The sequence below is a fragment of the Streptococcus cristatus genome, from assembly GCF_001588905.1.
Taxonomy (GTDB): domain Bacteria; phylum Bacillota; class Bacilli; order Lactobacillales; family Streptococcaceae; genus Streptococcus; species Streptococcus cristatus_N.
The window spans coordinates 1-22357 of record NZ_LAWH01000033.1 but is presented as its reverse complement, the minus strand read 5'-3'; the positions used below and the strand labels follow the sequence as shown (position 1 = coordinate 22357).

Below are 22357 nucleotides of genomic sequence, written 5' to 3'. Positions count from 1 at the left end.
ACACCCACCTTCATATTACAAATATAGAATGGCTAAAGTCAGCAAGCTGGCTAAGAGGCCTACACCCCAGAAGAAGAAGTCGACCTTCCATTCGCTCCAAGGCTGGCCATGACCAGAAAAGCCACCAAGCTCAAAGTGGTGATGGACTGGCGTCATACGGAAAATCCGCTTGCCACCCGTCAACTTGAAATAAGTCACCTGCATCATAACAGAAGTCGTTTCAAAGACGTAGACAATTCCGATGAGAAGCAAGGTCCACTCTTGGTGCAAGGCAATGGAGAGGGCTGCAAGCATACCACCCAAGGCAAGACTTCCAACATCCCCCATAAAGATTTTAGCTGGCTTATGGTTAAAGACAAAGAAGCCTAGCAAACCACCAATCATGCTGATAATGACAATCAGAAGGTCAAAGCGCTTCTGCTCCAGAGCAATGACTCCGTAAGCCACCAAGCTGATTGCAACGGAGATACTAGCCAAGCCATCAATTCCATCAGTCAGATTGACAGCGTTGGAGAAACCAACCAGCCAAAAGAGGACGAAGAAGATATAGAGGAAGCCCAGCTGCACTGGAATCGTAAAGACATTGAGAGAGTCACCTGCCCCGTGCTGATTGTAGAAGAAGTAAAAGATAACTCCCCCTACCAGCTGCAGAGCTAGTTTCTGCTTAGGATTCAGGCCTTCGTTGATCTTACGGAAAACCTTGAGGAAATCATCCAAAAAGCCAACGATTCCGTAGAGAACCAAGATAAAGAGAATCATAATCAAGCCGTTGGACAGTTGTTGGGAAAGCAAAGCTGTCACAAAACTAGCCAAAACAGAAGCAACTAGAAAGACGGTTCCCCCCATCGTCGGCGTTCCAGCCTTAGCCTGATGCTGCTTAACATCCTCGTGCATTTGCTGGCCTGAAATATGAGCCTTGTGATAAAAACGGATAAAGGCAGGAATCCCAACAAGTGTTAGGATAAAGGTCAGAATTCCTGCAATAATTGCTGTTAACATGCTAGTCTCCCAATGTAACGGTTATTTTTTTCAGTTTTTTCAGGTCTGTATTGACCTTTTCCTTCTGCTTGACAACTTTTGAGCCTTTGCCTTTAAAATTGACTTCCAGCCCTTGCCATTCAGCAAATTGCTCCACATTTTCCTTGGTCCAGCCATACATATCTGGCAAATCTTCAAAGTTATCACTTAAAATCAAAATCTGTTGATTGGCTTTTAGTTCTTGCCCTTCTTTTACAGAAATCTTCTTGATTTCACTACCTGTTCCTAAAATGACGGGCTGCACTAGATTGCGGCGAAGCTCGTCAGCCAAGCCTCCTGGGCTGATTTGATTTTTCAACTTCAGTTGCTTGGTCAAACCATCGATAGATGGCATTTTATAGGTTGTTTCTTTTTCAACCAATTCCAAAGCAGGACTATCACCAGTCAGATTCAAGCTGTCTTTAAGTGCCACAGCTTCTTCCAAGACTGGATTGACAACTTCCTGCCAGAAAAGTGGTGAAAATTTAACTTCAGGCTGCTGAACAGTAACATACATAATGAAATCAGGACTTTCAGCCGGCGTCATGGCTACTACGGAGTAAATGTTATTATTCTCCCCTTCCAAATAGCCCTTATCTGTCGCAATTTGGGCTGTTCCGGATTTTACGGCCACATCTTGCCCAGCAACTTGGATAACCGGCTCACCACCGATATTCAGGGTTCCATAGTAAGGAACGGTTCCGACCTGAATCATATAATTTCGAGTCGTTTTCGCTGCTTTTTCTGAAACTGGATGACCGACAATTTCTGGCTGAGATTTACGAGCGCTACCCGTTTTTGAGTCATAGATGGCAGAGATAAATTTCGGCTCTAACATGACACCATCATTTGACACAGCTGAAAAGGCACGTAGCATCTGTACTTGGGTTACCCCAATCCCTTGTCCGAAGGAACTCATGGCAATGGTTACAGCATTATCTGCCGGCAGGGCACCATATTCTTCATAGCCCATCCCAAAACGAGTCGGTAAGCCAAATTTGAACTTCGATAGATAATCGATCCACTTGGCATTGCCCATATCCTGCTCAATGCGTGTCATACCAACGTTACTTGAGAAAATAAAGCCTTGAGCATAGGTCAGGACTTGTCCTGTTGATAACCCCATGTTCACATCCCAGTCGCGGATGGTAGCATCTGCAATCTTATATTCTGAGTTATCGTATGTTCCATTTGGGTTAAAGCTTCCATTATCAATCGCTGAAGCCAAGGTCATAACTTTCATCGTTGAACCAGGCTCATACTGTGTCTGATAGAGGAGGGTATTCCAAGTTTTCAAATGCTCAGCATTCAATCCATCTTTGGTATCCGCATTATAAGTCGGACGCTGGGTCGTTGCTAAAATTTCACCTGTCTTAGCACTGACCAAAGTCGCACTGACAAATTTACCCTTAGCTTTTTCTTGGAAGGCATCCATTCGCGTTTCCAAGTAGGTCTGCAGCTGGGCAGAAAGAGTTGTATAAACATCTTTTCCATCCTCTGTCTTGACAGACACTTCCTCTGAGCCTGGTATGATGTTCCCATTGCGGTCTTTTTCGTAAGTAACAATACCATTCTGACCACCCAAGATACGGTCTAGCGACTCCTCCATACCAGATTTCCCTACAAGCGTTTTATTGCCGTCCTTATCCTCTTGCATCTGAGCCTGACCGATAAATTGCGAAGCAAAGATACCGTTACTATAGCTACGGTTAGGGCTGGTTGTGAAATCAATCCCCTCTATCTTTTCCTTCTCCATCGCTTGTCGGATAGAGCTCATAGTACTATAGGTGATTCCATTTCCTTGAGAACCAAAAGAAACCTGTTTTAAATCCTTTTGCGCAAGCTGCTGCTTAACATAGTCCTTATCTATTCCTAGATGTTGATTAAGAATCTCAGCAACCTTTTCATACTGGGACTCCTCTACATAGAGGATTTTGCCAGCGGCGGATTTGTAATTTTTATCAATAACAGCATAAATGTTATAGGTTGTTGCATCTTCAGCGATCGGGACACCGTTGCGGTCATAGATCGTTCCTCGCTTGGCAGCAACGACGACCGTCTTTTGGTGCACTTGCTTGGCACCTTTTGACAAATTAACACCGAATTTCTGATCTGTTCCGATAATGGTCGCAAAATTAATCAAGAAAATGAAAAAAAGAAAGACGGCTAAGGCACTCATGCTTTTTCCCACTCTTCTTCGATTGTATTCGGGTGTCTGTCTGTTTTTTAAAGCATATCGCTGAATGTTTTTTAAAAATCTATTACTCATTGGTTGTACTCACTGTCTTACGATTTCCCTTTTGGAGTTTCATATCCTGAGAGCTGGCCAACTGGGACAGCCTTTCATAACGTGTCAATTCATTCACTTCTTGCTTAATATTATCCAATTCAGCCTGCTCTGACTCAATCTGAGCATTAACTTCAGTCAAATCATGATTGACCTGCAGCAGCTTAGTCTGCATAAACACAATACTGACTGCAAGGATAATCGCTGTTAAAATAATGGAGCCATAGAAGGCTTTTTCGACTCGAGAAAATTTCCGAATCCGTTTTTGAATAGGGTGTTGCTTTCTTTCTGCCATGAAACTTACTCATGCACCTTCCTAGCCACGCGCAACTTCGCAGAATGGGCGCGATTATTGGCTTCTAATTCTTCTTTGCTTGGTAAAATGGGTTTGCGAGAAACTAACTCTAGCTTAGGCTGCAAATCATCTGGAATGAAAGGCAGTCCCTTGGGAACATCTACGGTCGAAGCTTCTTTAAACAGTTGTTTGGTCAGGCGATCTTCCAGCGAATGAAAAGTAATTACTGAAATACGACCACCTACAGCCAACAAGTCAATAGCCTGCTGAATGGATTCATCGGCCGCCCCCAACTCGTCATTAACTTCAATCCGAATGGCCTGAAAAATCTGTTTGGCTGGATGACCTTTTTTCTTCAGTTCCTTAGCAGGTTTGGCCAATTTGATAATCTCCGCCAGCTCTGTCGTCGTTTCGATAGGCTTAATTTCTCTCGCCTGCTCGATCTTACGGGCAATCTGCTTGGAAAACTTATCTTCGCCATATTTGAAAAAAATACGGACTAGATCGTTGTAAGGATAATGATTCACAACTTGGTAAGCTGTCAAGGCAGCTTCTTGATTCATCCGCATATCCAACGGAGCGTCCTGCTTATAAGAAAAACCGCGCTCCCGCTCATCCAGCTGCGGACTAGATACGCCCAAGTCGTAACAAATTCCATCAATCTTCTCGACCCCTACTTCATTCAAACGAGTCTTGAGATTGCGGAAATTATCCTTGATAAAGGTCACCATGCCCCGCTCAATATAGGGAGCCAGACGTTTTTGGGCATTGTCAATCGCAGTCTGATCTTGGTCAAAGGCATACAAATGCCCCTTGTCTCCCAGCTTGCTCAAAAGATACTCGCTGTGACCAGCTCCGCCCAAGGTCGCATCAACATAGATGCCATCTGGCCGAACATCAAGCTGGTCAATCGTTTCGTGAAGAAGTACAGTAATGTGATGAAATTCTTTTGTCATATCCTATCCATTATATCACATTCATGTATAAAAAAAAATCTAAAAGAATATATCAGCTTTTGATAGGCTACCTTATAGCTTTTGCAAGTCACTTTCAGATATTTACCACTTGGCCTACAAGCTGCTACCAGTCAGCGAAAAGGCCTTGCGGGCATGCCATATTCTGCTATAATAATAACTACCAATGCATTGCGAGTTGGAATTTCTTACCATTCCGAAATTGATTCGTCCCCAAAGGAGATTTATTATGAAACTTGCTTTAAGAAATAGACTATTTGCCTCTATCAGTCTGTCACGGATCTTTAATATCCTAGGCTCTTCTATCTATAATATCGTTTTTATCGTATTTGCTTCTAGCATGCCCCAGCCCAAGTTTGCAGTCGGTATTGCTAATTTTATCGTTCTTGTTCCTACCTTTTTCACAGTCTTTATCGGGATGAAAGCTGACAAAACCCGTCGAAAGGCTCGCTGGCTTATTCATCTAGGTTATTTGCAGGCCTTCCTCTTCATCTTAGTCGCCCTCCTAACCAAGTCTGCCTCCTACCTAGCCTTTGCTACCGTCTGCTTTCTCAATATCTTTTCTGACATTATCAGCGACTATCGCAGTGGCCTACAGATGCCTATCTTACAGAAAAATATAGAAGAGAAAGATTTGATGGAAGCTTACTCCTTCACTCAACTTCTCACTTTTTTAGGAAATTTTGCTGGGCAAGCCTTGGGTGTCTGGTTACTTAGTATCAGTCAGCAGAATTTCGCTGTGGTCGCCCTCATCAATGCCCTCTGCTTCCTACTCTCCTCAAGCACTCTTTATCTGATTCGCCAAAAACTCACCCATGATGCTCCTGCTGTTGCAGAGGAAAAGCTTCCTTTCAAGGCTCAGATGAAAGACCTTTACCAGAATGTCCAAATGATTTTTGAACAAGAAAAAATCGGAAACTTCCTGCTAGTGCTGCTTCAAGTCCTCCTCTTAAATGCATTGGCCGGCTCTATCATGGGACTCTACAATCTCTATTTATTGGATCACCCATTTTGGGGGCTAAACCTAAGCCAGTCTCTACTAGTCATCGAGTCCTGCACAGTGATTGGGATTATCTCTGCCAGTGCCTTCTCAAATGATTATTTTTCCAAGCTCTCCCTGATGCGGCTCGTCGTTTGGTGCTCGCTAGCTCTCCTCCTCTTAGGCATCAGCAATTTACTCCAAGCTCCTGCTCTCTTGGGAATTTTCTTTCTGACCTTTCTCATGTACATCTCTGGAAAAATCAATCCTAAAATCAACAGCATGCTGCTGAGTAAACTTCCTCCAGAAGTATTAGCCCAAACCTCCAACTTTCTTACCATGCTCTTTTCCTTTTCCATTCCACTAGGAAGCATGATTTTTACCAGCCTTGGTCTGTGGAACATGGGAAGCGCTTGGTTGCTCTTCTCTCTGCTTGGTGGTGTCTGCCTTCTGCTCAGCCTCAAAAACAACTAGAGTAAAAATCGTCGCAATTCCATACAAAAAAAGAAGGAAGCCTAGGTTTCCTTCTTACATATTTTTCAATCTTTCTATCCGATCAGAAATTGGTGGGTGAGTGTAGAAGAGCTTTTGCAAGCCACCCTTTTTCTTCGGATCATTGATGTAGAGAGCTGCACTGGCATCATCTACATGGTGCTCCATGGGCTGGCTATTGTCTAACTTCAGCAGAGCATTGATCATGCCCTTAGGATTGCGGGTCAGCTCAACACTTGAAGCGTCTGCCAGGTACTCACGTTGACGAGAAATGGCCAACTGCACCAATGTTGCAGCAAGCGGCGCCAAAAGAAGAGCTAGTAGAGAGACAATCATTAAAACAATTCCTAAGCCATTGTCATTGTCCCGATCGCTTCGTCGACGGCTGCCACCGCCAAACCACATCATGCGCCCAGCCATGCTAGACAGCATCGTGACAGCACTTGTAAGTGCCACTGCAATCGTCGAAATGCGAATATCATAATTGCGAATGTGACTGACTTCATGCCCCATTACACCTTCAAGCTCTTCACGATTCATGAGAGCAAGCAATCCAGTTGTCGCAGCCACAGCCGCATTCTCAGGCTTTGAGCCAGTCGCAAAGGCATTGGGTGACGCATCTTCTACGATGAAGACCCGAGGCATAGGAATCTGAGCCACCATAGCCATATCCTGCACAACGTGATAGAGTTCAGGCGCTTCCTGCTCGGAAACTTCCCTCGCACCGTTCATCGACATGACAATCTCTGTGGACTGAAAAATCATACTGACAGCATAAATACCACCGATGATAAAGGCGATGGCCATCCCACCAAAGGGAGAATCGAGCCAAAGATAGCCGACAGCTGCCCCAATTAAAGCTAAAAGAGCAAAGAAGGCGACAAGGAGAACCCAAGTGCGCCTTTTATTGCTGGCAATTTGGTCAAACAACATAGTCGCCACCTACCCCAAATCGCTAAAATCCACTTTAGGAACAGCCTTTTCTTCCTCTGGTGTCTTCAAAAAGTCTGCTGCTTTGAAGCCAAACATACCTGCAATGACATTGCTTGGGAAAGTTTCCATTTTGACATTGTAGTTGCTGGTTACTGAATTGTAAAGCTGACGAGAATAAGCAATCTTATTTTCTGTATTTGTCAACTCTTCCTGAAGTTTCAAGTAGTTTGTATTTGCCTTAAGGTCTGGGTAATTTTCAGCAACCGCAAAGATACCAGAAATTGAACGAGTCAGGGCGTCACTAGCCTCCATAGCTTGAGCAGGTGATGAGGCAGCAGCTACTTGGTTACGCAGTCGAGTAACATTTTCCAAGGTTGATTTCTCATATTTTCCATAACCTTTTACCGTCTCCAAAAGGTTGGGAATCAAGTCATTTCTGCGCTTGAGCTGGACATCAATCTGACTCCAAGCTTCCTGAGTCTGCATACGGCTTTTAACAAGACCATTGTAAACAGAAATCACGAAAATAGCTACAACTGCCACAACTGCAATAATAATAAAAAACATGGACATAATAAAGATACTCCTTATGATTTGATTGCACCTATTATAACAAAAAAAGCCCAACCTGTCTTTCTTGACATGTCATCTAGTAAAAGAGCTTTATCTTGAGTAATATCCAAGCACCAAAATGGTCAAATATCTAGAGCTGGCTTCTTCACTTTTCTAGAAAACAAACTCTATAAGTCAGGGCAAGTCATCATCTAATCCTTGGAGGCCCAAGAGGCTGATAGGCAGAAGCACCTTACCCCGTTTTATGATATAATAGGATGAATACTGACAAACAAGGATGAAACTATGACACCGCAAGAATTTTATCAGCTATTGAGCCAGCAGGGAATTGAACTGACCGACCGCCAGAAAGACCAGTTTGAGCGTTATTTTGAACTTTTGGTCGAATGGAATGAAAAAATCAATCTGACAGCTATCACAGAGAAAAATGAAGTCTATCTCAAGCATTTTTATGATTCAATTGCCCCCGTTTTGCGAGGTCTGATTGATAATCAAGAGCTTAAGCTTCTGGACATCGGAGCAGGTGCAGGCTTTCCCAGCCTCCCTATGAAAATCATCTGTCCCCAGCTGGATGTGACTATCATTGACTCCCTCAACAAACGCATCAACTTCCTCAAACTGCTGGCAGAGGAGCTCGGGTTGGACAAGGTTCACTTCTACCACGGTCGTGCAGAAGACTTTGCTCAGGACAAGGCCTTTCGAGCTCAATTTGACCTAGTCACTGCCCGTGCAGTCGCTCGCATGCAGGTCCTATCTGAACTGACCATTCCCTATCTGAAAGTAGGGGGTAAACTGCTGGCACTCAAGGCTTCCAACGCCCCCGAGGAGCTAGAGGAAGCCAAAAATGCCTTGAGTCTCCTCTTTAGCAAAGTCCAAGACAACCTCAGTTATGCCCTACCAAACGGTGATCCCCGCTTTATCACAGTGGTTGAAAAGAAGAAAGAAACGCCCAACAAATACCCCCGCAAGGCCGGTATGCCAAATAAAAGACCATTATAAAAAGAAAAATCAGGCAATCCTTGCCTAATTTTTTATGTTTGTTAAACCATATTATTTTTCCACAGCTTCATTATAGATTCGAATCCAAGGAGCAACTTGATTTATCACATCTAAAAACTGTAATAAGTCAATATATTTTTGATCCGTATAAGGCCCAAAAGCCAGACGAATATCTTTGTTAGAACTCATTGGATTGTAATACAGATACAAGTGATGAACTTTTACATGGTTCTTTTTTTCCACTTCCTCAATCTTAATGGTCAGATCAGCTAAGTCAGAAAGCATGAGAAATTGGAAATAAGCATCCACCCGTATGATGGCATCCTTGTATAGATAGAGAGATAGACTTTCACGCGCATAACGAGAATCGCTATAAATCAGTTGAAAATCTTTTCCAGCTCTGGAAAGTGAGAATAAAGCTCTTGACAGCGTCGTAAACTCTTTTCTCTATTGACTATAGCAAGGCAAGTAAAGAGACCACTCATCCCTATTAGCAAGATGATTGAAATCAGGGCCATTCTCCCCCCGACTTCATCTGTCTGTGACAAAGCTAAGAGCAAAACGAAAGCCCCTAGACCACAAAAAACAGGAAAAACTAATTCCTTATAAAATTTAACATTTATTTTTTCTTGCACCAATTATCCTCTCAATCCAAACCTGGCTTGTTTTCCACCTTTAGCTTAGGCCCAAGGATTATAAAAGCGTCCTTGATTGACAACGAAAAGAAGAAGGCTGAGGGCTAGTAGAAGGACAGACACCACGATTACAAGTTTGTCTAGTTTTCCGAAGGCTTGCTGGGTATACCAGGTCCGCTTTTTGTTTTTCCCAAAGCGGCGCAGCTCCATGGCCGTCGCGATAGTATTGATTCGCTCGAGCGAGCTGAAAATCAGGGGAATTACGATTTGCAGATTGCCCTTGACCCGCTTGCTGAGGGGAGCTTTCTTGGATAATTCTTGCCCACGCGCCTCTTGAGACATCTTGATGAGGTAAAATTCCTCCTGCAAATCTGGAATATAACGCAGGGTCAGGCTGACCGCATAGGCAATCTTATAGGAAAGGCCGATTTGATTCAGACTGGAAGCAAATTGACTGGGATGGGTGGTCATGAGAAAGATCACCGCTAGGGGAATCGTTGAGAAATACTTGAGCAAAAGATTCAAGAGATAAAAGAGCTCCTGAAGCGTGAGATTATAAGCTCCCCATCCTGTCCAGAGCAGATTCTTGGCTCCGTAAATTTCCACCCCATACTGAGGGGCAAAGAGATAGACCATGAGAATATTCAGCGCTGCAAAGGTTCCCGCAAAAGCCAAAACGAAAGAAATATCTTTCAGCCGAATCTCAGACACTCTAAATAAAATTAGAGAAGCTAGCGCCACAAGAAGGAGGAAGCGCGTATCATAGCTCATCATGGCCGCCACCGAAACCAGGATAAAAAAGATTAGTTTACTAGCACCAGAAAGAGCATGGAGAAAAGTCTTTCCGGCATGGTAGCCAATCAATTTCTGTTGATTAAACATGACTTTCCTCCTTTTTTCGCATGTAGAATTGGGTCAGAGCTAGCGGATCCACTCCCAGCTTCTCAGCCAAGCTAAAAATCGATGTTTCCTTTAGATTGGCTGCTGCAATCAACTCATGATTGGACAAAACCTGAGCAGGAGACTGGTCTGCTAAAATCTGACCGTCCACCACCACGATGGCCCGATCCGAATAATCCAGCATGAGCTGCATATCATGGGTAATCATAATAATCGTGTGTCCCTGCTGGTTTAGCTCATCGAGAAAGTCCATCATTTCTGTATAATGGCGCTGATCCTGACCAGCTGTCGGCTCATCCAAAAGGATAATCTCTGGATTTAGCACCAAGATAGAAGCAATGGTTACCCGCTTCTTCTGACCAAAAGACAGGGCTGAAATCGGCCAACTGCGGAATTCATAGAGACCGCAAGTTTTGAGAACAGCATGAACCCTTTCTTCAATTTCCGCCTCTGCCAAACCACGCAACCGCAGTCCCAGAGCTACTTCATCAAAGATCATTGTGGTCGATATCATCTGATTGGGATTTTGCAGGACATAGCCAATCCGCTCCGCTCGCTCCTTGATAGAGTCGCCCTTGATATCCCGTCCCTGCCAACGATACTCCCCTTCTGTATCAATAAAACAACAGAGAGCCTTGGCTAGCGTAGACTTGCCAGCTCCATTTTTCCCAACGATGGCTATCCGCTTCCCCTTGAAAATCTTCAGACTGATATCCCGCAAAATAGGTTGATTGCTCTGATAGGCAAAGGAAACATGGTCGAGTTCTAAAAGACCTTCGTGCCTACCGTCAACCTGCTCTGCTTTTTGCTCGCTCAGTCTCTGCGAAAGTCCTGTAAGTTCCAGCTTGGTCAAATTAGCCAGATGAGTCGCGCTTGCCACATCAAAACCAAGCTGCCGCAAGGCTGTGATATAGAGAGGTTCTCGGATTCCATTTTCTGCTAAGAGGTCCGTCTTGAGCAGATCATCCGGCGCACCGTTAAAGAGAATCTCCCCATCATTGACGAGGACAACTCGGTCAACAGGTCGATAAAGAACGTCTTCCAAGCGATGTTCGATGATGATGGTCGTGGTCGCTGCTTCTCTATGAATCTGATCAATCAAGTCAATCGTGTCCTGACCAGACTTGGGATCGAGATTGGCCAAAGGCTCATCAAACAGCAAAATTGGACTCTCATCGATCAAGACACCCGCCAGACTGACCCGCTGTTTCTGCCCACCAGACAAGTCTTGAGGACGGTGATCCAAAAGCTGCTCTAGGTCCAGCTGCTTGGCCCAACGCAGGACTTTCTCCCGCATCAAGGGCAGGTCCACCATATCATTTTCCAAGGCAAAGGCCAAATCCTCTGCCACACTGAGTCCGATAAACTGACCATCCGTGTCCTGCAAGACCGTGCTGACAAGATTTGACTTGTCATAAACGCTGGTGTCAAAAGCTGGCTGCTCCTTAATTAAGAGTTGTCCACTGGCCTGACCCTTGTAAATATTAGGAATAATGCCGTTGAGACACTGACCCAAGGTTGACTTACCAGAGCCAGACGGCCCAATCAACAGCACCTTTTCCCCCTCATAAATGGTCAGATTAATATGCTTCAAAGTTGGATCCGACTGAGCCTGATATTGAAAACTAAAATCTTCAAATTGAATAATTGGTTTTTTCATGTTTTTCTATAAGGCCAGAGCGATCTGAATCGCCAGATTGGCCACCTTATCTTTCTCGTCTAAGTCCGCATGATTAGCCAGATTGCGCATATCCCAAGCCTCCTCAGACAGATGATCCGCCGCATAAAAGAACTGGCAAACTCGAATGCCACGAAAGGCCGCCAAAGCCGCTACAGCCGAGCACTCCATATCCACACAGATAGCTCCCGCCTCTTTTCGCCTGCGCAGCTTGTCCGCAGTCTCTCGGAAAATACCATCGGTCGTCCAAACCTTGCCCAAGCTATGGGAAATCCCTCGCTGCTCAAGGAAATTTACCAGAAAATCCTGCAAACCGACATTGACCGCTATCTCCGAACTAGCCGGCTGGTAATGATAGCTAGTCCCCTCATCACGCAAGGCTGCTGTTGGAATAATGACGGATGTTGCTTTGATATCCTCGTCCAGCACACCACAAGTCCCAAAGAGAACCAGCTTCTTCATACCAAAAGCAATCAAATCCTCCAGAATAGCCACACAAGCGGAAGCTCCAACTGGTGCATTGAAAAGAGCCAGCTCCTGCCCATCTGCAAAAACCCGATAGATAGGAATTTCAATGTTGGCCATAGATGTCGTCGTAATCAACTCATGGTCAAAATCCGCCAGCATTCGGGCAAAGGTCTCCCGAGCAAAGCAGGACACTGCCGTCTGTGGGAAGCCTTCAATAGGCTCTATCAAATCCTCTGGATTGATGATGGCCTTGCAATTTTGGTCAAACTCTTCAAGAATCATCGACTTGTTTTGTCCCTTTCTTTAGCATGAAATAGCCAGCTAATGTCCACTGACTCTATCCTACTATTGTATCATAAAAAGGCAGTCTACTGACTATCACCAGCATATTTTCTAGCTAGCCAAGGATATAGGCAGACTCTATAGCAAGGATGGGGTCAAATGTATTTTAAAACAAAAAAGATTGGGATAAAGCAACTGCCCCCCAAGCGCTAGATTAATATCTAGCTATCGGAGGGCATTCAATCTGAATGAGAGTTTTCACATAAAAAGATTATTCATCCATAAATGGAAGCTAAACTGGCTGAGTCCAGTCTTGGCATGAACAAAGACTAGTAAATAAGCTCCTGGCAATCTTCAAAGAGAGCTTTCATTTGGGCAAAAGTCATAGCAGAAACAAGAACTTTATCAGCATCAAATAATTGTGTCATATTTTCAGGAAGCTTGTCCAAAAAATCTGAATATGAAATTCTCTTGTAAATAAAGAATTTCTCCAGATTGTCCGGGTCTGCATCATCACATCCGACCAGATTACAGCACCAGCTAAGTTTTGATTCATCAATATATTCAGTATCTTCTGGTGCGAGGGTAGGTACGAGAGGAAGGATTGTATCAACACCAGCAGTTAGCGTATAGGTCCCTAAAATTTTTTCATTCTGCTCACTTCCATAAAATTTACTTTGAGCGTCATAGGCACCAATATACTGTCGAGTGGTGAAAAAATCGCTATAACTCTGAGCAGGATTATCTGCCTTCAAGAAACCTTCCACCAGATGTGGACTCAGGGCAAGCGTTCTCCGAATACCATCTTGATACACAAGCTCATAGCCTGATTTTAGAAAGTCCTCCAAGCCAAAAATTATGTCCTCTTGATAAGGGTAGTCCCAGACACTTGAACTGCTATATTCTCTACCATGTTCATCACGGATGCTTGTCCCCAAACGACTTGATAACTTAGAAATCAAAGTAAGGGCCTGAGACCAATCAGCAAGTGTTGAAGGAGTCAGAATCCGCACATTGTAAGTTTGTTGAGTCTTATCATATTCCAAGTCAATATAGCGGCCAGACTTTGCAGGAACCCAGCATCTCAATGGAGCAAGCTTATCTAGTCCAAGGTACACAAACTCTTTCTGTATAGGGTGGGGTTCAAGTCCATCAACAAATCCAAGCAATTCACTGATTTTTAAAACTTTCTGAAATCCTAGAAAACCCCGTTTATTTGGAATGGAAAATGTAATACTCATAAAGCAAACATCCTTATATTATCTTGTTATGTTATAACATATGCTACAAGAATGTAAAATAAAGACCTATAACTAGAAAAATAGAACTATAAGAGATTTTCTAGATTTATTTCTAAAAATACTAGCTTGCCATACCATCATCCTAAAATACATAACGCTTAGCCCCATTACTAAACAGGTTATCTTTCCATATCAAAAACAGCCCCAGTGGACTGTTTTTGATTCTTTATGCAGGACTTACTTCATTTAAGCTCTCCCCAATCGCAGCCAGGCGCTCTATCACTTCATTTTTGCGTCAGCTCCTGATTGTAGTCCAAAGCTAGCTTGATCCAGTAAGACAGTTCCTTTTGTCCCTCGCCATCTAAATCAATATAGCCATGGTAAAGCCTGCCCTTCATTAACGTCACACTAGCACCATTTTTAGGCAGAACCTGCTTTTCCATTTCCTTACCGATGCGCACCATGACAAGCTCCTGTCCTCTTTCTGAACTCACAGTAACGGTCATCTTACCACGGACCATAAAAGCCAAGCCACCAAACATCTTCTTCTCTTCTACCTCTTCTTCAAAAACATGAGGAGGAAGTTCAGTAGCTAAAATGGCACGGACTTGCTGGGCTAAGGATTCACTATAAGCCATCCTTCTACCTCATTTCATCACATCCCAGCCGATACCAAAACGGTCAATCAAGCGGCCATAAAACTCTGCGAAAGCTTGTTCCTCTAAAGGATAGAGAATTTGACCACCTTCAGCAAGCTTAGCAAAGAGCTCATCGGCTTCTTCTCTACTATCTGGACTCAGAACCAACCATTGATTGGGCTGATGATTGCTAGGAATAGATAGCTCATTAAAAACACCTACATCCTCTCCATTCAGGGTCAAGTTTCCCGAATCTAAGGCAATCCAGGCAAGCTTATCCCGTTTTTCTGCAGGAAGGTCAGCTGGATCCATCATCTCACTGGCTCGGACAAGTCCCTTTATCTCTGTCTGAAAAAGATCTGCATAGAAACGAAAAGCTTCTTCGGCCTGACCATTAAAACTTAAAAACACGTCTAATTTCATTATTGTTCCTCCAATTGTTTATAACTGAGAATAAATCTCTAGTATCAGTTTATCAATTAAGATAAAAATTTTCTTATTCTCAATTGCGCTTGTTTGGCTAGGGAACGCATGATTAAAACTGGAAGATTAACTGTAATAGGTGGATCGCTGGGCAAGGGCCTGCGCATGCTGATTTCCTCCTGATAGATGCTATCGCCTGAAAAAGTGAGAGGCTCATCGCTGCCCCAGCGAAAGTTATGCTTCAAGATATAATTTTTAGACAGGCGTAAATCCTCCAGCAATTCACAGGCCAAAAGATAGTAGTGACCATCGGGTACATTTTCAAAAGTAAACTGTCCCTCCTGACTCAGTGCTACTCCGATAACTGGCTCTTCTTTAGGTATGCGGGTTTTAAAAAGCCCAATACAGCTAATGCGTGGTTCATACCCCTCAGGATAAGATAGCGCCACAGTCAACCGATTGCTACTTTTACAGTCGGGATCCTGATGCAACAAAGCTCCCTTCTCATCTAGCTGTTTAATCATGAAATCATAAGCCTTGGTTGATTCCTGATAATATTTTTTAGGCGAAAGTCCAGTATGCCGCTTAAAAGTATTGGAAAAACTGCCTAGACTATCATAACCAGCTTCCATAGAGGTCTCGGTCACATTTTGCCGACCTTCTACAATCTCCTGAATACCTTTTTCCATCTTAAGAGCTTCCACATATTGCTTGATAGAAAAGCCCATCTTTTTCTTGAAAGTTCTGGATAGATGGGAAGGACTATAATGGAAATACTGAGCCAAATCAGTCAGACTCAACTCTTCATCTGCATGCTGACGCAGATAGGCTGCCACTTCTTCCATGATAGCTTTAGACATAGACTTGCTCCTTTCCCATTTATTTAAGCCCATTATATCACATCAAAAAGAAAGGACAAAAAATCAAAACCTGAATAAAGAAGAGCTAAGCTGCAAATAAATAATGAAAAAACTTTAGACGCTATCCGCCTAAAGTTTTTCATCTTCACGATTCAATTACTGAGCTACTAGTGTTTCCAAGCTTTCTCCAATCGCAGCCAGGCGCTCTATCACTTCAGCTTGGCTCAGGCCGTTTTCAGTCACATAGCGGTTGCGAGGGTGAACACGGCATTCGTGAGAGCAGCCACGGAGGTACTTGTCTTCGTTTTCTTCTGAAGTCAGGATGCGGCGGTTACACTCTGGATTGCCACAGTTGACATAGCGCTCGCAAGGAGTACCGTCAAACCAGTCTTTCCCAATCACAACTGGATCAACATGGTTGATATCAACCGAGATACGCTCATCAAAGACATACATCTTACCGTCCCAAAGCTCACCTTGAACTTCTGGATCCTTGCCATAAGTCGCGATACCGCCATGAAGCTGACCGACATCCTTGTAGCCTTCACGGACCATCCAGCCTGAGAATTTCTCACAGCGAACACCACCGGTACAGTAAACAACCACGCGCTTGTCCATGAACTTCTCTTTGTTATCACGAACCCATTGCGGCAATTCGCGGAAGTTGCGGATGTCTGGGCGAATGGCTCCACGGAAGTGACCTAGATCGTACTCATAGTCGTTACGAGTGTCTAGGACAACAGTGTCTTCATCAAGAAGGGCTTCTTTGAACTCTTTTGGAGACAAGTAAGCTCCTGTCGTTTCCAGTGGGTTGATGTCGTTGTCAAAGTCATTGTCTTCCAAGCCCAAGTGCACAATTTCTTTCTTGTAGCGAACAAACATTTTCTTGAAAGCTTGCTCGTTTTCTTCGTCAATCTTGAACCAAAGGTCTTCCATGCCTGGAAGGCTGTGCACATAATCCATGTATTTTTGAGTGGTTTCATAATCACCAGAAACCGTTCCGTTGATTCCCTCATCTGCCACCAAGATACGGCCTTTCAGACCGATAGATTTACAGAAGGCCAGATGATCAGCTGCAAATTTCTCAGCATTCTCAATCGGAACATATTTGTAGTAAAGTAGGACGCGAATATCTTTTGCCATAAGATTTCAACTCTCATTTCTCTATAAATTTTCTGAATTTTTTAATTCATCTATTTATTATAACCTGATTGAAAAAACTGGGCAAAAAATTTGTTTGGAAAATAGCAGAGCTGGAATCTCTACGCAGAAAAGCAGGTTAGCCCTCTTTCTCCAATTCTTCCAAATACTTCTCCAAGCGCTTCTTCTGCCACTTGCTGAGACTCTCCAAGAGAATATTGACCAGCAGCATCAAGGGAAGATGAATGCAAAATGTAACCAAAATGACCAAAAGAAACATGGGGTGAAAAATACTATTATGATAAATAGTATGATTGAGCTGGAAATTCTGGCAGGCAATCAAAAGGGTCAGAAAGCCTGTCGCAACCAGTACCCCCCCAGATAGTCAGACTGAAACTATTGTAATAATTGGCTCCCAAATACTGAGTTCGACACATGAACTAAAAACTGCTGATGAGAATCAAAATCAAGAAGGGCTGATAGTGAACGACTCCCCCATTCATAGCTACAGAACCCATATATAAAGCTAAACTGTCACATAGCATGAGACTGAAACTCTCCATACCAGCTTTGTTGACCAGCTGCTCTTCCCGTTCGTCTAAGATTTGACGTTTAATAAGTTTCATTTTCATTTCAAGCTCCTATACTTCTACTCCAAAAATAGGGATTAATAACATAAGAATGGCAGGAAGTCCGTTATTGATCATGTGAACTGCGATACTGACTTCCAAGCGCCGAGTTCGATAAGCCAGCAAGGTCAAAATCACAGAGGCACCACCATAAATCACAAAAGACATGATATTGGTTGAGCCATGAAAAATCGCAAAGAGCAGTCCGCCTATGATGTAGCCCCAGCTTTCATAGCCTTTAAAGATTTTTAGAGGAATGATGCCACGGAAAATAATTTCTTCTGCGATAGGCGCTAAAACTCCAAGCATGATGGACAATAAAATGATATCTCCTCTTCGAAACTCCTCTATCAAAGATGCCTGATTAGCCGTTGTCACTTCTCCATGTAGCCACCGTAGTAGTACCGTTCCAAGGACAGATATGAGCATCATGCCTAAGAGGCCTAGAGCAATTCGCTTCCCATCTCCTTTTTGAAAAATTTTTCCAGACAGAGATACGATGGCAGTTTCCTTTGCTGCCACGACAAAGACCAGTAAAATGAAGATTATCAGCAAAAGCCCAAGACCAATGGTCCACTGTTTGGAAAATTGATAAGTTATTGCTAGCTGCTGAAACAGCATAGGGAGGATATACAAAGCCAAGGCTAAGAAAGCGCAACTACCCCAGATCAATCGTTTCCACCAAGTCATTCTTCATCCTCCAATTCCTGATCTAGCTTCGCCTGACGCTTACTGTTTAGATAAAGACTGATCTTGTCCATGGTCAAGCTTCCAAGCATAAACAGTATCATTGCAAGAGCCAGCTTGAGCAGATACAAAATGCTGAACATGCTAGCCAGACTTTCTCGCTGACCCAAGAAATCAATGCCTATAACGATCAGAACAAAGACAATTCCACCGCCAAAACGCTCTGGCCATTTTTCCTCTCTCACCATATCACCAACATCAACGCCTAGGCTTATGCGACGAAGCAAGGCATATAGACCTACTAGGGTAAGCAGAATCCCTTCTGGCAGATAGGCCAGCAAGCTTAGACGGAGGATATAGGCTTTGAAAAATACAGAGATAGCTAAGAAGAGAAACATTCCTAGTACTAACTCTCCTGCAACTTTGCCGTCCAATTTTTCTGTTCGTTCATCTTTTATAACAGGCTGCTTCTTCATTTTTTACTCCCTTTCTTATTTATAAGTTGAAGATTCATTGATTCTAATTCTCATCATTTTCTAGTTCTTGGTCTAATAAAACCTGTCTCTTCTGATAAAAATAATCGACCAACTGATCAAATATACTAGAAAAGGCAGTTAGCAAAGCTACAATAAAAATAAATTGCAAAATTGGGTAATGTTGAAAGAATAGTCGAATAACTGAATTTCCACTCCACATCAGAGCAGCTACGATTATAATCGCTAGGTTAGCTCCGTTAACCAAACGACTTCTAAAACTCTTAAGCCCAACAGATGGCTTGTAGCGTCTGATATCGAGGCCCAACTGCCAGCTACGAATGCCAGCATAAATTTCCATACTCAAAATAATCAGAATTTCTGGTAAGTAGCCTTCGACTGGCACATGCCAAATCATGATTTTGATAAAAATAGAAATAAGGAGTAAAATGATCGCAAAAAATGCAACTTCATTGCCTAATTTTCGCTCAAGTTGTAGAGTCCGCTCGTCTGTATAGACTTTTTGTGGTTTGTCCTTCATTTTCTTTCTCACTTTCTTCCTATTCTTCCCAAAACAACTGATCCAGCGTTTTATTGAGACATTTGCAAATGGCCAAGCATAGACTAAGACTGGGATTGTACTTGCCTGCCTCAATCAGGCCAATGGTCTGACGGGTCACGCCAATAGCATCAGCCAAGTCGCCTTGAGTCATATCATGCTCAGCCCTTGCCATTTTTAACCTAAGATTTTTTGCCATAGTCACCATCCTTTTCGTATTTCTTTTGCCCGCCTATGGCGTAGAAAATAGAGCCAAGGACGACATCAGTACAAGCAAGTATGATAAAGCTTTGATTTTTCTGAGTTATGCCAACAACTAGTAGAACTATCGCCGATACAAGACAAATAAACTGAGCATTCACTTTCTTATTCATATTTGCGCTCCTTTCGTCTTTATAAGTACATTATACAATATATTTTAAATAATGCAATATATAAATTACATTTTGTTTTTTATTTTGTATAAAAAAAGATTGGGACTTTCCCAATCTTTAATTATCTAATTTGATTAATCTTTCTTAAGGCTGCCTGAGCGAGTCTGAGTACGGGCGTAGGCTAGTAAGAGCAAGGTTCCTGCTACAGCAACTGTCACTCCATTGGACAGAGTTGCCACAAAGCCTTGCACAAAGACCTTATTGACCGGCTCGCTATAAATCAAGATATCGCCAATCGGAGCGACCAAGAGCCAGACAAAAGCATTGGCCAAAAGCTGGAAGATATTGAAGTTGACGATGTCCTTCACTTCAAAAACACCTTCTGCTGCACGGATGCGATTTTTAAACAAACCAAGAATGAAACCAAAGAAGGCACTAGCGATAATCCATGACCACCAGAGACCGTAGCCAGCCATAGCATCTTTGATAACGTGACCAATCAAGCCCATCAGGAAGCCAACAAAGGGACCAAAAACGACACTAAAGAGGGCCTGAACCGCATATTGCAGCTGAATGCTGGTATTTGGAACAGGTGTTGGAATGCTAATCATTCCGATAACTACAAAAAGTGCAGCTCCAATCCCTGTTGCAACGACTTCTTTAATGGTAAACTTTGTATCTAACAATTTCTTTTTCATAATGTTCTCCTTTAATTTTCTATACGTTTAATCTCAATATGCCATTGAGCACCGACACCAACATTATAAGCCTTGGCAAAGGAACCTTGGTTGATAGCCAAGCCCACCCGATAGAGGGAATTGATGTACAAAATCGGCTGACCGATACGGACATCCGCAAAGGACTTACCGTAGGTCACTTGGTTTTGATAAACCAGCATATCATTGTTGTAAATAGTGACTTCGAAACGGTCGCCAAAGCTTGGCTCCAAGGTGCAGAACTCCTCGCGCGTAATCGAAGTCCAAAGGGAACCAAAGCGAACATCCAAAATGTCAATAGCTCCGCTGACCAAATTATCTGCTAGCCTTGTTTCGACAACAGGGATTTCAACAATTTCTTCGACACTCAGCTCTGGGCCAACTTCCTCAAAACTGATATGGCCGCTAGCCAGCTTGGCACCTGTGTAGGCATAGACATCTCGCCCGTGGAAGGTATAAGAATGCTCGGTATTCTTGCGGCGATTTTCCACTTCTGAAATCTCACGAATAGCTACGATACCGACATGCTTTTTGATAAAGGACAGAGTACCATTATCAGGTGTCACGATATATTGGTTTTTGCTGGTCTTAGCAACCACGCTTTTCCGCTTGGAGCCCACTCCCGGATCCACGACTGAAACAAAAGTTGTTCCCTCTGGCCAATAATCTACCGTTTGAAAGAGACGATAACTACCCTCAAAAATATTGTAAGGGGTGATATCATGGGTCAAATGATGGATTTTCAGCGTTGGTGATTCCTCCAAAGCCACTCCAATCATAGCCGACACTGCTCCATCTACCAGACCGAAGTCCGACTGCAGCACTAATATGTTGTTCATCTTAATCCTCCCAGGCCCTAAGCCTGATATTCTCCAAGTCTTCTAATCTTACCAAAATTAGGCTCTTTTCGCTAGAGCTGGAGGCATAGAATTTTTTTATAACCGTCTATTTCTCAAAGATATAGCACGCAAGCTAGGGCATTTCTGGATCAAACTTATGCCAGAACAATTCCTTGAGCAAGCTAGGATAGGAAAATCCAGCAACTTTCATCTGGCTTGACTTTTTATGACTGAGAGGCAGCTTTTGCACTGCGCTTTTTTACCAGATATTGACCGAGCAGGCCACCGATTAAAGCACCTGCCACTACCATCACGATAAAACTAGCGATGGTCGGAAAATCCAACGGCAGCAAAATCCGATTGATGTATTCCGCTGTCTTCCCACGCGCCACCAAGCTATCAATATAAGCTTGACGCGCTAACCACATGAGGATAATAGGGCCTGAATTAACAAAAGAGAAACAAACAAAGGAAAGCAGACTCCAGAATTTATTTTCGTATTTGCCCAAGCCTGCAATCGTGTCCGCCAAGAGACCGAACACCAAGCCCGGCAAACCAGCAATCATAAAATGACCAGACAGGAGGAAAAAGCCTCCCATTATTAGGCCTACTAAGCTGATCGCTCCAAATTTTTTAATCTTGCTTTGCAGCAACATATAAACGCTTCCGCCAAAAACTGCAGCAAATACTGGAGCATAGAGCATATTGCCAGCATTGTCAAAAAAGTGCCCTACTAGTACTCCTAGTCCGACACAGAGAAAGTAGAGCAAAGCAAAGACTCCCGTCCATTTCAACTCTTTCAGTGTTAACGATGTCATTATCGAATCCTTTCTAATTTTGAAGTTAAAACTTCATAAAACTATTGATAGCTATATCCTTGATACGTGCAAATGCGCATTTCATGCTTTGCCATCCTTCCTGCAGGAGGAAGTTCTAGCAAGGTTTGTAGATCTAGCATCCTTGATAAGCTTTCTTCCTAGGAAAACTAGTTGTTTATTAAAGCAACTTTCCTCGGCATGGGCAAAATCCAGCACTGCCAAGAAGTAATGTATTATGCTATTTTTCTATACTTAGCTTTATTTATTATAGCATTATGAAAATAGAATGTAAATTAAACTTTCAGACTTTTCAAAGGAAGATAGCTGACAAAAGGAGGCTGGGACAAAAGTCCTAGCCTCTAAATTGTCTTTGGATTGTCGAGCAAGACGCAGTGGTTGAGTGGGCTCTACTACGCTGATTTCATCAGCTTTTACAGCCCTACTCAAC

At 43.2% G+C, this 22357-nt stretch carries 25 protein-coding genes and 3 pseudogenes; 2 read left to right on the top strand and 26 right to left on the bottom strand.

Annotated features, from left to right (window positions below):
• Window positions 1-15: 15 nt before the first annotated feature.
• From mraY to rsmH, 4 genes are read right to left on the bottom strand one after another with little or no spacing between them, the layout of a single operon-like run.
• Complete coding sequence (gene mraY / locus A0765_RS07115) at window positions 16-999, bottom strand: phospho-N-acetylmuramoyl-pentapeptide-transferase (RefSeq protein ID WP_048764978.1); 984 nt, start codon at window positions 997-999, stop codon at window positions 16-18.
• A 1-nt stretch (window position 1000) separates the two neighbouring features.
• Window positions 1001-3286, bottom strand: coding sequence for a penicillin-binding protein PBP2X (gene pbp2x, locus A0765_RS07110; protein ID WP_062005614.1), 2286 nt, complete (start codon window positions 3284-3286; stop codon window positions 1001-1003).
• A complete protein-coding gene (ftsL, locus tag A0765_RS07105; protein ID WP_005591835.1) occupies window positions 3279-3599 on the bottom strand; it encodes a cell division protein FtsL in 321 nt (106 codons plus the stop codon). The genes pbp2x and ftsL overlap by 8 nt, the downstream gene beginning before the upstream one ends.
• 5 nt (window positions 3600-3604) lie before the next feature.
• The gene (gene rsmH, locus A0765_RS07100) at window positions 3605-4555 is read right to left on the bottom strand and encodes a 16S rRNA (cytosine(1402)-N(4))-methyltransferase RsmH (RefSeq protein ID WP_062005612.1); all 951 of its coding nucleotides are present in this window, start codon (window positions 4553-4555) and stop codon (window positions 3605-3607) included.
• Between the two features lie 247 nt (window positions 4556-4802).
• Between rsmH and A0765_RS07095 the strand changes: the two genes are divergently transcribed.
• On the top strand, window positions 4803-6026 hold the full coding sequence (locus tag A0765_RS07095) for an MFS transporter (RefSeq protein WP_062005610.1): 1224 nt from the start codon (window positions 4803-4805) through the stop codon (window positions 6024-6026).
• 54 nt (window positions 6027-6080) lie between these two features.
• On the opposite strand, the gene htpX is transcribed toward A0765_RS07095, so the two are convergent.
• On the bottom strand, window positions 6081-6977 hold the full coding sequence (gene htpX, locus A0765_RS07090; protein WP_062005608.1) for a zinc metalloprotease HtpX: 897 nt from the start codon (window positions 6975-6977) through the stop codon (window positions 6081-6083).
• Between the two features lie 9 nt (window positions 6978-6986).
• Entirely contained in the window at window positions 6987-7544 is a 558-nt protein-coding gene (locus tag A0765_RS07085; protein WP_062005658.1) for a LemA family protein, read from the bottom strand.
• 291 nt (window positions 7545-7835) lie between these two features.
• Here A0765_RS07085 and rsmG point away from each other — a divergent pair, with 291 nt between their 5' ends.
• Complete coding sequence (rsmG, locus tag A0765_RS07080) at window positions 7836-8549, top strand: 16S rRNA (guanine(527)-N(7))-methyltransferase RsmG (RefSeq protein ID WP_062005606.1); 714 nt, start codon at window positions 7836-7838, stop codon at window positions 8547-8549.
• A gap of 51 nt (window positions 8550-8600) precedes the next feature.
• On the opposite strand, the gene A0765_RS10675 is transcribed toward rsmG, so the two are convergent.
• From A0765_RS10675 to A0765_RS06990, 20 genes and pseudogenes are all read right to left on the bottom strand, one after another.
• Window positions 8601-8858 carry a hypothetical protein gene (locus tag A0765_RS10675; RefSeq protein ID WP_257000838.1) on the bottom strand — a complete coding sequence of 86 codons (258 nt, stop codon included), beginning with the start codon at window positions 8856-8858 and terminating at the stop codon, window positions 8601-8603.
• A 68-nt stretch (window positions 8859-8926) separates the two neighbouring features.
• On the bottom strand, window positions 8927-9187 hold the full coding sequence (locus A0765_RS10670; RefSeq protein ID WP_257000837.1) for a hypothetical protein: 261 nt from the start codon (window positions 9185-9187) through the stop codon (window positions 8927-8929).
• Between the two features lie 42 nt (window positions 9188-9229).
• A complete protein-coding gene (locus A0765_RS07070; protein WP_062005605.1) occupies window positions 9230-10066 on the bottom strand; it encodes an energy-coupling factor transporter transmembrane component T family protein in 837 nt (278 codons plus the stop codon).
• Window positions 10059-10862, bottom strand: a pseudogene (locus A0765_RS10765) (energy-coupling factor ABC transporter ATP-binding protein); the annotation flags it as partial. The gene A0765_RS07070 and the pseudogene A0765_RS10765, both read right to left, overlap by 8 nt.
• A 27-nt stretch (window positions 10863-10889) precedes the next feature.
• A pseudogene (locus tag A0765_RS10760) lies at window positions 10890-11744 on the bottom strand (ATP-binding cassette domain-containing protein); the annotation flags it as partial.
• A 6-nt stretch (window positions 11745-11750) separates the two neighbouring features.
• The gene (locus tag A0765_RS07060) at window positions 11751-12512 is read right to left on the bottom strand and encodes a nucleoside phosphorylase (protein WP_062005602.1); all 762 of its coding nucleotides are present in this window, start codon (window positions 12510-12512) and stop codon (window positions 11751-11753) included.
• Between the two features lie 329 nt (window positions 12513-12841).
• Entirely contained in the window at window positions 12842-13753 is a 912-nt protein-coding gene (locus A0765_RS07055) for a DUF4299 family protein (protein WP_062005600.1), read from the bottom strand.
• Window positions 13754-14037: 284 nt separating this feature from the next.
• Complete coding sequence (locus A0765_RS07050) at window positions 14038-14391, bottom strand: TfoX/Sxy family protein (protein WP_062005598.1); 354 nt, start codon at window positions 14389-14391, stop codon at window positions 14038-14040.
• Between the two features lie 9 nt (window positions 14392-14400).
• On the bottom strand, window positions 14401-14814 hold the full coding sequence (locus A0765_RS07045) for a VOC family protein (RefSeq protein WP_062005595.1): 414 nt from the start codon (window positions 14812-14814) through the stop codon (window positions 14401-14403).
• Window positions 14815-14870: 56 nt separating this feature from the next.
• Window positions 14871-15674 (bottom strand): helix-turn-helix transcriptional regulator, encoded by an 804-nt coding sequence (locus A0765_RS07040; RefSeq protein WP_062005593.1) that lies wholly within the window; start codon window positions 15672-15674, stop codon window positions 14871-14873.
• A 156-nt stretch (window positions 15675-15830) separates the two neighbouring features.
• A complete protein-coding gene (trhO, locus tag A0765_RS07035) occupies window positions 15831-16817 on the bottom strand; it encodes an oxygen-dependent tRNA uridine(34) hydroxylase TrhO (protein WP_062005591.1) in 987 nt (328 codons plus the stop codon).
• Between the two features lie 136 nt (window positions 16818-16953).
• Window positions 16954-17446 (bottom strand): annotated as a pseudogene (locus A0765_RS07030) (DUF6773 family protein).
• Window positions 17447-17455: 9 nt separating this feature from the next.
• Window positions 17456-18133, bottom strand: a complete 678-nt coding sequence (locus A0765_RS07025) for a CPBP family intramembrane glutamic endopeptidase (RefSeq protein ID WP_062005589.1) — start codon at window positions 18131-18133, stop codon at window positions 17456-17458.
• Window positions 18130-18606: a DUF6773 family protein gene (locus tag A0765_RS07020; RefSeq protein ID WP_062005587.1), complete on the bottom strand. Its 477-nt coding sequence runs from the start codon at window positions 18604-18606 to the stop codon at window positions 18130-18132. The genes A0765_RS07025 and A0765_RS07020 overlap by 4 nt, the downstream gene beginning before the upstream one ends.
• Window positions 18607-18649: 43 nt before the next feature.
• Window positions 18650-19144, bottom strand: a complete 495-nt coding sequence (locus A0765_RS07015) for a DUF6773 family protein (RefSeq protein WP_062005585.1) — start codon at window positions 19142-19144, stop codon at window positions 18650-18652.
• Window positions 19145-19163: 19 nt separating this feature from the next.
• Complete coding sequence (locus tag A0765_RS07010) at window positions 19164-19361, bottom strand: helix-turn-helix transcriptional regulator (protein WP_005591814.1); 198 nt, start codon at window positions 19359-19361, stop codon at window positions 19164-19166.
• Complete coding sequence (locus A0765_RS07005) at window positions 19345-19536, bottom strand: hypothetical protein (protein ID WP_062005584.1); 192 nt, start codon at window positions 19534-19536, stop codon at window positions 19345-19347. The genes A0765_RS07010 and A0765_RS07005 overlap by 17 nt, the downstream gene beginning before the upstream one ends.
• A 134-nt stretch (window positions 19537-19670) precedes the next feature.
• A complete protein-coding gene (locus tag A0765_RS07000) occupies window positions 19671-20234 on the bottom strand; it encodes an ECF-type riboflavin transporter substrate-binding protein (protein ID WP_061910022.1) in 564 nt (187 codons plus the stop codon).
• Between the two features lie 11 nt (window positions 20235-20245).
• Window positions 20246-21091: an SAM hydrolase/SAM-dependent halogenase family protein gene (locus A0765_RS06995; RefSeq protein WP_062005582.1), complete on the bottom strand. Its 846-nt coding sequence runs from the start codon at window positions 21089-21091 to the stop codon at window positions 20246-20248.
• A 224-nt stretch (window positions 21092-21315) separates the two neighbouring features.
• Window positions 21316-21909: an MptD family putative ECF transporter S component gene (locus tag A0765_RS06990; protein ID WP_062005580.1), complete on the bottom strand. Its 594-nt coding sequence runs from the start codon at window positions 21907-21909 to the stop codon at window positions 21316-21318.
• Window positions 21910-22357 lie beyond the last annotated feature (448 nt).